Here is a 9,150-nt window from a genome sequence, read left to right on the forward strand (position 1 = left end):
TCCGATCCGGGCGGATCATCATGCTGTTCGTCGCGCTCGCGGCGATCGGCATGCCGGCGCTCCACTTCAGCAACAACGGAAATCGCAGCCGGTACAGCGACGCGTTGCTCTTCATATGGTGCTTGATCGCGCTCGGCGTGAACGGGCTGTTCTCGCTCATGCTGTGGGTGTCGGAGCTGCGCCGCTTGCGGACCGAACGGCGGATGGTCGTGTGAGTCTCGATCCCGCCAACACGTTGGCCGACGGCCATCACCATTCCCTGGGAGGTTGACATGCACGACACAAAGGAGCGGTTGTCGTTGTTGTGGATCTTCGCGTTGCTCAACTATCTGTACGCGGACGTCATGGCCTTGTGGGCCCTTCTCGGAGCACCGGCAGCGGACACGCCGCGCCTCGGGCAATTGGCTCTCGCGGGTGCGGCCGTATTGATGGAAATACCGATGGCCATGATTGTGGCGTGTCGGTTTCTTCCGCTCAGAGCGAACCGGCTGGCGAACATCATCGCCGGCAGCATCGTAACCCTGGTCAACGGCTTCCTCACCTTCATTCCGCCGCTCATCGGGCTGGGACGGCCGCCTGCCTTGCCAGAGTACTTGTTCTTCGCGACCATCGAAACGGTATGCACCTCGATCATCGTCTGGCAGGCATGGACGTGGTCGGACGCCAAAGCCGCAGCGAGTTCGCAGCCGATTGTCCGCAAACCGGCAGCCGCGATCACCACTTCTTGAACGGGTCCACGCTCACACGGGAACGGCGGCTGGCGAGCGATCAACGATCACACATCGCTCGCCAGTCGTCGCGTGCGATGTGGATCAGGCGATTGCCGACGCGCATGCCCTTTGAGGCGCTACAGCTGTGAGGGCTTCGGACCCAGAGTGACCACTGCGAACCGCTTCGCTACCTGCTGCTACATTGAGCCTGGCACAACGAGCGGCGAGATGGCCGACCGTCTACGTTTTCGTCTACTCGGGCGCGTGGCCGCTTTGTCGGCGGACCAACTAGGTGAATGGTGGCCTACGCCTTTTGGCGGAGCGGCTGAGGTGACACCACGCCCGGCCTCGCCGCCCGCCTACGTATCCATCCGCGTGTGCTACCCCTCGGCCGGGTGCACGTGCGTGAGCGGTTCCCAGCGGCTGTCGCTTCGTCGCGAGAGATTCCGGTTCAGTCGGCGTCGCCAATCCGGAAAGAAAGTCTCGATGGGAGCGGCGCTCGTCTTCGACGGAAATGGCGCCGGTTCAGCGGCGACTTCCCCGGGTGTCGCCGTCGGCGACCGCATCAATGAACGACGCTCCCGACTTGGGTCGCCCGTCACGGACGCGCCGGTGAATCCGCCGCCTTGCTGTGTGTCCACGGTGCCTCCCGCAATTCCCCGAGCGAGTTTGGTGAAACGTGCTTCAGCCGCATGACCAGAGGACGACGAGAACCCATGCCATGAAGCATGACCCTGCTCGCGACGACAACCCATCGCACGAACGGGTGAAAAGAGCAGTACGCCGAGTGCTCTAGCTCAGAATCACCGCGCACGTCCGACGGCTCACGCGGGTGCCGGAGGCCGCGCGACGATTTCGAGCCAGTGCCGCCCAACGGCGGGCATCGCCGATGGCGCGGGATGCCCGCCGTTGGGGGCGGCGGTAACTTCATCTCGTCGGTAGGTCCCTTCCCGGTGGGCCATTTCTTGTTGCCACGTCACGATTCGCGCGTACGACTTCCACGGCGGCGTCGCGCCCGCCCGGCGCGATGATCACGGTTGCGATCGTCGACGACAATCGCCTCGTGCGCGAGGCGCTCACCGCGATGCTGGATCGGGTTCCCGATCTGCGCGTCGTCGGAACGGGCGTCGCCGATACAGCGTTCCTCGATCAGGTCAAGCCAGACGTGTTGCTCCTCGATGTCGGGCTGGTCGACGACGACAGCCTGGGCGTGGCCGCCGCCCTCACCAAACAGGCGCCACGTACGAAGATCGTCGTCATGGATCTCATCCCGATGAACGAGGACATCGTGCAGTTCGTGAATGCCGGTGTGTCGGGATTCGTCCTCAAGGACGCGACGTTCGACGAGTTCGTGACGACCATCAGATCAGTGGCCGCCGGGGGCAAGGTGTTGCCGCCGCGCATGGCGGAATCTCTGTTCTCGCAAATCGCCAGCACCGCGAGCGCCGCGCAGGGCCGCGCGCGCGTTCTGGAGGACGTGCGCATGACGAGGCGCGAGCGCGAGGTGATCGAGTTGATCGGCGAGGGGCTGAGCAACAAGGAAATCGCCCAACGGCTCAACATTGCGGCGCACACGGTCAAGAGCCACGTGCGGAACGTCATGGAAAAGCTGACGTTGCACACGCGGCTCCAAATCGCCGCGTACTCGCGGCGAGACGGCGCGTAAACGAGATCGGAGGGCGGGGTGTCCCCGCCGGGCCGCTCCGCCAAAAGGCGTAGGCCGCCATTCACCCCTTCGTGTGATGGCTCGCACGCCCCGATGAGGCGTACTCTGTTCCATGTGATTCCGCGACTCGTGGAGCGCACACTTGCAGCAGATGCTGGAGGCCATCGGGACCCGGTCATCCAGGCTCAGCCAGTCGGGGCCCCCGATAGCACCGAGGCTGTATGAACAGCACGTCTTTGCCAACGATGCCCGGCTCCTCTCGTCTGTTGTTCGACTTCGAGCGTTTGCTCGAAACCAGCTTCGGACTACAGACCATGAGGGGAAACGCGCACCCGACGTTGAACGAGTGGAGTCCCACGACGGACATCCACGAGACGGAGGCGGCCCTGAACTTCGCCGTCGAACTGCCAGGGATCGCGCCGGATCAGGTGCAGGTGACGGCCGAAGAGAACATGCTCACCATTCGCGGGACGCGATCGCCGCGGCACGAGGGGAAGATCGGCGCGCGATTCCATCTCATCGAGCGGCATGACGGAACGTTCGTGCGCCGCTTCCAGCTTCCGCCAAATGTCAATGCGTCGATGATCACCGCCGAGTATTCGAACGGCTTGCTCGAGCTCCACATTCCGAACGCGGCGCTCCCGCAGGCGACGGTGATTCAGGTAAAAACCGTCTCGGATCATGCCGAGAACGCATCGGGTGTTGTGCCGCGCCCCGAGGTTCGTGGCGCACTGAAGCCGGGGGCGGCTCCGAACGGGTCGAGCAAGACGTCCCCCCCCGGACATCCTCGTAGCACGTCGTGACCCGGCAGGTCGCCTCGAAGAGCGGCTCCACACTCGGACGGAGTTCCAAGGTTCGGGCATGGGGCTCACCATCTGCCAAAAGGTCGTCGAGGGTCACGGCGGCGCATCGCCGTGACGAGCAGCATCGGCCACGGCGCAACGTTCACCATCGCTCTCCCGGTCACCCAGTCGGGCGCGGAGCCCACCCCATGATGATGCGCGACAGGCACAAGGTCCCGATCACGATCGTCATCTGCGACGATGACGAAGATGACCAGGTGCTGACCGAGCAGGCGCTCAAGGACGCGCACATCTCGAACGAGTTGCGATTCGTCGATGACGGTGAGGATCTACTCGACTACCTGTACCAGCGCGGCCGGTTCGCGGGTGAGACCGGTCAAGCCCCGCGTCCCGGCCTGATTCTGCTCGACCTCAACATGCCGAAAATGGACGGACGCGAGGCGTTGCGACGCATCAAGGGGGACGTCACCCTGCACGACATTCCGGTAGTGGTTCTCACAAACTCGAACTCCGATGCCGAGGTCCTCAGGAGCTACCGCCTCGGCGTGAACTCATTCATCACGAAGCCCGTCACCCTCTCGGGATTGGTCGAGGCGATGAACGTGCTTGGGCGGTACTGGTTGGAAATCGTCGCGTTGCCGCCACGACCGGTGTAGGCGGTTTGGCCGCGTTGCAGTTCGACCCGTCGGCGGGGTCGGGCGATGACGGAGACGCTCTACGGTCACCTCGACCGTCATCGCGGATCTCGATCGTCCTCGGCAGCCTTGTCGTAATCGCGACGCTGCGGCTCGGTCGGTCGCTCGTGCTACCCGTCGTCGTGGCGCTGCTGCTGACGCTCACCCTGAGCGCGCCGGTTCGCTGGCTGGAGCGCAAGCGCGTTCCCGGCCGGCTGGCAGCGGCAGTCGTCGTCTTCGGCGCACTTGCCGGCGGCATCTGCGCGACAACGCTCCTCGCCTCGCCGGCCATGGAATGGATCCTGTCCGCTCCCGCGACGATCGTGGCTCTCGAGGCGAAGGTCCGGCACATCACGATGCCGTTTGACGCGCTCCAGCGATCGGTGGATCGGATGCAGCTGGCGGCCGCGCCGCCCGCCCCCGACGCACCACGGACCGTGCAAGTCGCGACGCGTGGATTTTTCGATCAGCTGTCCGTCGACTCCCTGGCAGCCATCCCGGTCGCGCTGAGCGTCGTGTTCCTGACGTATTTTCTGCTCGCCAACGAACCTCTCGTGCGCCGCAAGCTCGCCGGTCTCCTGCCCGGAGGCTACGAGCTGCAGCGTCGAGAACACCTGCTCGGTGAGATCGAGCTCGCGGCCTCGCATTTTCTCGCGACGGTGGCCGTGATCAATATCGGCGTCGGCGCGACTACCGCATTGGCGCTTTGGGCCGTGGGGGTTCCGAATCCCGTGTTGTGGGGCGGTATCGCCGGGCTACTGAACTTCGTTCCGTACGTCGGGCCCATGGTGACGGTCGGCCTCATCGCCGTCGCCGCCTTGGCCGGCGTCGATCCGACCGCTCGTGCCCTCCTCGCCCCCGCTGCCTTCGTAGGCGTCCACCTGACCGAAAGCAACTTCATAACGCCGTTCGCCCTCGGACGTCACCTGCCGTTGAACACGGTCGCGATGTTTCTCGGACTCCTGTTCTTCGGATGGCTGTGGGGGATCCCCGGCGCCGTGCTCGCCGTGCCGCTCACCGTGTGCGTGAAGCTGGTGTGCGATCACGTGCCGACGCTCGCACACATCGGGGAATTGCTCGACAGCTGATCGCGCCGCCGGCGTACCTACTTATTCACCCGTTCGTGTGATGGGTGATCGCCGCGATGAGGCGTAGGCTCCTTGGATGAGCTTCTTCACGCGAATCATGTCGTACCTCACGCTCGGCTCCTCGCGGCCGATTCGGCGCCTTGCCGCCTACTACGCGCTTCTCGCGATCATCGGCCTGGTGGTGTTCACGTTCTTTCCCGCCCTCGACGGCCTATTGACGGGCGACCACCTCAAACACCTTGCGAAGGCGCCGGCGGCGTTGTTGCGCGACAGTATCTCGGCCGCCCAGTCACAGGCACCACCCGCTGATCTCGTGGAGCGCGCCACGTTCGGCTTGAGCACCGCGTTCATTCTGCTCAGCACGCTGGCGCTCATGCTGCCGGTCACGTGGGTCTACATGTCGGCGCGATCGGCCCAAGGACACAACCAGTCCGTCGTGCAAGTGCTGATCGTATTGCCGATGATCGTTGCCGGCGTCGTGCTGATCGTGAGCAACAGCCTGGCCCTCGCGTTCAGCCTTGGCGGCGTGGTTGCCGCCGTCCGATTCCGCACGAACATGTCCGACTCTCGCGACATCGTGTTCATCTTTCTCGCCATCGCCGTGGGGTTCGCCGCGGGCGTTCAGGACATCACGATCGCACTGACGTTGTCGTGCATCTTCAATTTTGTCCTCGTCTTCCTCTGGCGATACGATTTCGGGCGCACCGTGCTCGAACCGACTGCTTCGTCGCAATGGGCCGAGCCGCTCGGTGATCTCGCCGGGAAGGACCACGGCGGCAACGTCGTTCCCGATCGCGACCTCGTGCTCGCACTGACGCCGAAAAAAGTGGAGGCGCTGGCTCAACGCTTCGAGCGTGTGCGCGTTCTCCTCGGACGAAGCGGAAAAAAGCCGAGGTTCGACGCCGTCCTCGCCGTCACCACGTCCGAGATCGACGGTGCACAGAAGCACATCGAGAAGACGCTGAATGACGTCAGCAAACGATGGAAGCTCGACGAAGTCGTCACGAACGTCGGCAAGCCGTCCGAGCTGTATTATCTCATCCGCCAACGCAAATCGGTGACCCGCGATGCGATGGTGACGGCGATCAGGTCGGGGAGCAACGGGTTCATCGCTCAAGCCGACTTGGAAGTCGGCGACGCGTTGGCAAAGGAAGCCGGCGAGGTTCGTCAGGAGCGCAAGAAGGCCGAGGCGCCCGTATGAACGCCACATGGCGTGCCGCGTCGTTCGTCATCGGGACCGCGACCCTCGCGTCAGCGGTTTCATGGCCCGCCGCGGCACAGCCTGGGCCTTTGCCCGCGCTGAAGCCGGAAAGCGCCACCGTCGCCGCCGGACCGCGCTACCAGGCGGGAACACTCTATCGATGGTTCGCCGGCGGCACGTACCGCGACTTGTGGGCGATGCCGATTCGAGTCCCGGTGCTCGAGTGGCAGACGTATCTCGGGGGCCTTCATCCGACGAAGGAAGGCGGTGGGATGCAGACCAAGTCACTGCGTCTCGTGACCTCCGACGGCACCGAGTACGTGTTCCGCCTCTCCGACAAGGGCGCGACCGGCACGCCCGAGGGACTCCAGCGTACACCCGTCGGTCGATTCTTTCAGGATCAAATCAGCGCCGAGCATCCGGCGGCGGCCGAAATCTCGGCGCCGATCCTCGACGCGAGCGGCGTCCTGCATCCGACCGCGGTGCTTGTCGTCATGCCGAATGATTCCGCCCTCGGCAAGTTCCGCGCGGACTTCGCCGGACGCCTCGGCATGATCGAGCAGTACCCGAACGCGCCGAAGGGCGCGCCGGGGTTTGCCGGCGCGACGAAAATCATCGACAGCCCGGAGCTGCTGAAGCTCCTCAACGAGGACCCTAGCGAGCACGCCGACGCCCGCGCGTTTCTTACCGCGCGGCTGACCGATTTCCTGATCAACGACAACGATCGTCACTCCGGTCAATGGAAGTGGGCGCGGATGGAAACGGGGCCGAAGACACAATGGCAACCCATCTCGCGCGACCGAGACCACGCGTTCGTGTCCTATGACGGTGTTCTATTGCGACTGGCCGCGATCGGCAAAACGAGCCTGATCTCGTTCGGCAACGCGCCGGACGTGGTTGGACTCACGCAGCCGAGAGCCTTCGACGCGCGGCTCCTGTCGGGGCTCGAGAAGCCGGTGTGGGATTCCATCGCGCTGGCCGTGCAAGCCCATGTCACCGACGCGGTGATCGCCGACGCCGCGCGGGCGATGCCGCTCGAGTATCAGGCGTCGGTCGCGAGGCTCGAGGCGGTGCTCATCAAGCGCCGTGACGCGCTGCCCCAGGCGGCGGACGAGTACTACCGTCTGCTGGCCGCCCGCGTCGAAGTGCACGGGAGCGATTCAGCCGATCGCGCGCTGGTCACGCGGACGAGCGACGGCGTCGTCGACGTCCGCCTGGAGTCGGGAGGAAGAACTTTCTTTGCTCGACGCTTCGACGCGCGCGAGACGTCGGAGATCTTCATCTACCTGCACGGCGGCGACGATACGGCACTCGTGACGGGGCATGTTCGGACGAGCCTTTCGCTCCGAGTCATCGGCGGGAACGGCACCAACACGTTCATCGATTCATCGACGGTCGCCGGAAAGCCGCACGCGGCGCGCTTCTACGATTCGGGCACCGTTGGCGGCGTGTCGTATGGACCGGATACGATGTTCGATCGGCGCCCCTGGGAAACGCGCAACGGAACGCTGGTGCCACCGGGCGCCGACGTGGGGACGACATACACGCCCCGCGTGGGAATCAGCGACCATCGTGGCGTCGGTGTCACGCCGCGAATCGGAGTCGCGCAGTACACGTATGGATTCGACCAGCGCCCGTACGCGTCGATGCTCGCGATCGATGGCGAATACGCCGCCGCATTTCACGGAGCGCGCGTCACCGTCGACGCGGATCGGCGACTGGAGTCTTCGCCAATCCACGTTGCGGCCATCGCGAGAGCGTCCGATTTCGAATTCACCAACTTCAATGGCTTCGGAAACGCGACCGCCGATTCCGGCGGCACCAATCCGTATTTCGCGGTGCATCAGCGGCAGTGGATGTTTCATCCCGCGGTCGCGCTCGCGATCGGGTCGACGACCGACATTTCGCTGGGGCCCGTCATCCAGCACTCGGTCACCGACAGTGCACGAAGTCCATATCTGGCGACCGCTCGCCCGTACGGGTTTGGCTCGTTTACCCAAGCGGGGATGCGACTCGACGCGCAGTACGAGTGGCGGGCGACGCCCGACAGCGAGGAGCACACGCATCACAGGGTACTGATCGAGCTCAATGGAGCATACTTCCCCGCCGCGATGGACGTCCGGTCGCCGTTCGAGGAGGTTGCCGCCTCGATCGGCACATCGGTCACGATCCCCGTGCCGACGCATCCGTTGTTCGTCGTTCGGACGGGCGGCAAGAAGTTGTATGGCGACTTTCCGTTTTACGAAGGGGCGGCCATCGGTGGTGAAGGAACCACGCGTTACATGGATCCGCAGCGTTACGTGGGCGACGCGTCGGTCTACGCGACGTCTGAACTTCGAATTCTCGTCGCGCGATTCACGGCCCTATTGCCCCTGCGCGCCGGGATTCTCGGCATCGCCGAGGCAGGTCGGGTGTACGTCGGCGGGAGTTCACCGGGCGGATGGCATTCGCGGACCGGCGAAGGAATCTGGCTTGGCCGGGTCGACGCGTCGCCCGTCGTCACGTTGACGCGAACGACGGAGCCGGGTCAGACCGGAGTGAGACTCGGGCTCGGTCTGAATTTCTGAGCGACGCGTCTCGCCTCGCTCCATCCACAAGGAACGGTCATGCGGTTCAGGCGGTCCAGGGGTCCACTCGTCGCGTTGGTGATCGCATTCCTCGTCTTGGACTGCAAGCCACCGGTCGACCTCACGCCGCCGCCCGCCGCGTCGCCGGCGGCCGCAGTGTCACTGAGCGGCGCCTCGGTGATGATCGGCGTTGGGGACATCGCCAGCTGTTCGCAGCGATTGAGCGATGGTACGGCGCGATTGGTCGACAGCGTCCTTCGTGCCGACAGCATCGCCAGAGTGGACAACGCGGTCTTCACGCTGGGCGACAACGCGTATTCGTCCGGCACGACCGCCCAGTTCAATCAGTGCTTCGCGCCGTCCTGGGGCGACCCGAAAAAGGGAATCATCAAGAGCCTGCATCCGTCTCCCGGCAACCACGAATACCAGACTCCGAGTGCC

10 protein-coding genes are annotated in these 9,150 nt (G+C 64.6%); 9 read left to right on the plus strand and 1 reads right to left on the minus strand.

All coding sequences use genetic code 11. The annotated features are described in order from the left end of the window. Together VGQ44_00660 and VGQ44_00665 are read left to right on the plus strand one after the other, a co-directional pair. Window positions 1–215 (plus strand): hypothetical protein (locus VGQ44_00660; protein HEV8445297.1); only part of this gene is annotated, 215 nt, incomplete at its 5' end. Window positions 216–272: 57 nt separating this feature from the next. Further along, window positions 273–728 (plus strand): DUF6326 family protein, encoded by a 456-nt coding sequence (locus tag VGQ44_00665; GenBank protein ID HEV8445298.1) that lies wholly within the window; start codon window positions 273–275, stop codon window positions 726–728. Between the two features lie 362 nt (window positions 729–1,090). Here the strand turns inward: VGQ44_00665 and VGQ44_00670 are convergent, their stop codons facing one another. Then, the gene (locus VGQ44_00670) at window positions 1,091–1,351 is read right to left on the minus strand and encodes a hypothetical protein (protein ID HEV8445299.1); all 261 of its coding nucleotides are present in this window, start codon (window positions 1,349–1,351) and stop codon (window positions 1,091–1,093) included. Window positions 1,352–1,737: 386 nt separating this feature from the next. On the opposite strand from VGQ44_00670, the gene VGQ44_00675 reads away from it, so the two are divergent. From VGQ44_00675 to VGQ44_00705, 7 genes are all read left to right on the plus strand, one after another. Next, window positions 1,738–2,376 carry a response regulator transcription factor gene (locus VGQ44_00675; protein HEV8445300.1) on the plus strand — a complete coding sequence of 213 codons (639 nt, stop codon included), beginning with the start codon at window positions 1,738–1,740 and terminating at the stop codon, window positions 2,374–2,376. 221 nt (window positions 2,377–2,597) lie between these two features. Beyond that, window positions 2,598–3,179 carry an Hsp20/alpha crystallin family protein gene (locus VGQ44_00680; protein HEV8445301.1) on the plus strand — a complete coding sequence of 194 codons (582 nt, stop codon included), beginning with the start codon at window positions 2,598–2,600 and terminating at the stop codon, window positions 3,177–3,179. A 188-nt stretch (window positions 3,180–3,367) separates the two neighbouring features. Further along, on the plus strand, window positions 3,368–3,835 hold the full coding sequence (locus VGQ44_00685; GenBank protein ID HEV8445302.1) for a response regulator: 468 nt from the start codon (window positions 3,368–3,370) through the stop codon (window positions 3,833–3,835). A gap of 14 nt (window positions 3,836–3,849) precedes the next feature. Further along, window positions 3,850–4,941 (plus strand): AI-2E family transporter, encoded by a 1,092-nt coding sequence (locus VGQ44_00690; protein HEV8445303.1) that lies wholly within the window; start codon window positions 3,850–3,852, stop codon window positions 4,939–4,941. A 76-nt stretch (window positions 4,942–5,017) separates the two neighbouring features. Continuing rightward, window positions 5,018–6,142, plus strand: a complete 1,125-nt coding sequence (locus VGQ44_00695) for a DUF4956 domain-containing protein (protein ID HEV8445304.1) — start codon at window positions 5,018–5,020, stop codon at window positions 6,140–6,142. After that, a complete protein-coding gene (locus VGQ44_00700; GenBank protein HEV8445305.1) occupies window positions 6,139–8,709 on the plus strand; it encodes a hypothetical protein in 2,571 nt (856 codons plus the stop codon). Before VGQ44_00695 ends, VGQ44_00700 begins: the two co-directional genes overlap by 4 nt. Before the next feature lie 39 nt (window positions 8,710–8,748). Further along, window positions 8,749–9,150 (plus strand): hypothetical protein (locus VGQ44_00705; protein ID HEV8445306.1); only part of this gene is annotated, 402 nt, incomplete at its 3' end.

Source organism: Gemmatimonadaceae bacterium, assembly GCA_036003045.1.
Lineage (GTDB): Bacteria > Gemmatimonadota > Gemmatimonadetes > Gemmatimonadales > Gemmatimonadaceae > JAQBQB01.

What these genes read in the sequence shown, in the direction of transcription:
- VGQ44_00665 (HEV8445298.1), top strand. Translation starts at nt 273, where the DNA reads ATGCACGACACAAAGGAGCGGTTGTCGTTGTTGTGGATCTTCGCGTTG.
- VGQ44_00675 (HEV8445300.1), top strand. Translation starts at nt 1,738, where the DNA reads ATGATCACGGTTGCGATCGTCGACGACAATCGCCTCGTGCGCGAGGCG.
- VGQ44_00680 (HEV8445301.1), top strand. Translation starts at nt 2,598, where the DNA reads ATGAACAGCACGTCTTTGCCAACGATGCCCGGCTCCTCTCGTCTGTTG.
- VGQ44_00685 (HEV8445302.1), top strand. Translation starts at nt 3,368, where the DNA reads ATGATGATGCGCGACAGGCACAAGGTCCCGATCACGATCGTCATCTGC.
- VGQ44_00695 (HEV8445304.1), top strand. Translation starts at nt 5,018, where the DNA reads ATGAGCTTCTTCACGCGAATCATGTCGTACCTCACGCTCGGCTCCTCG.
- VGQ44_00700 (HEV8445305.1), top strand. Translation starts at nt 6,139, where the DNA reads ATGAACGCCACATGGCGTGCCGCGTCGTTCGTCATCGGGACCGCGACC.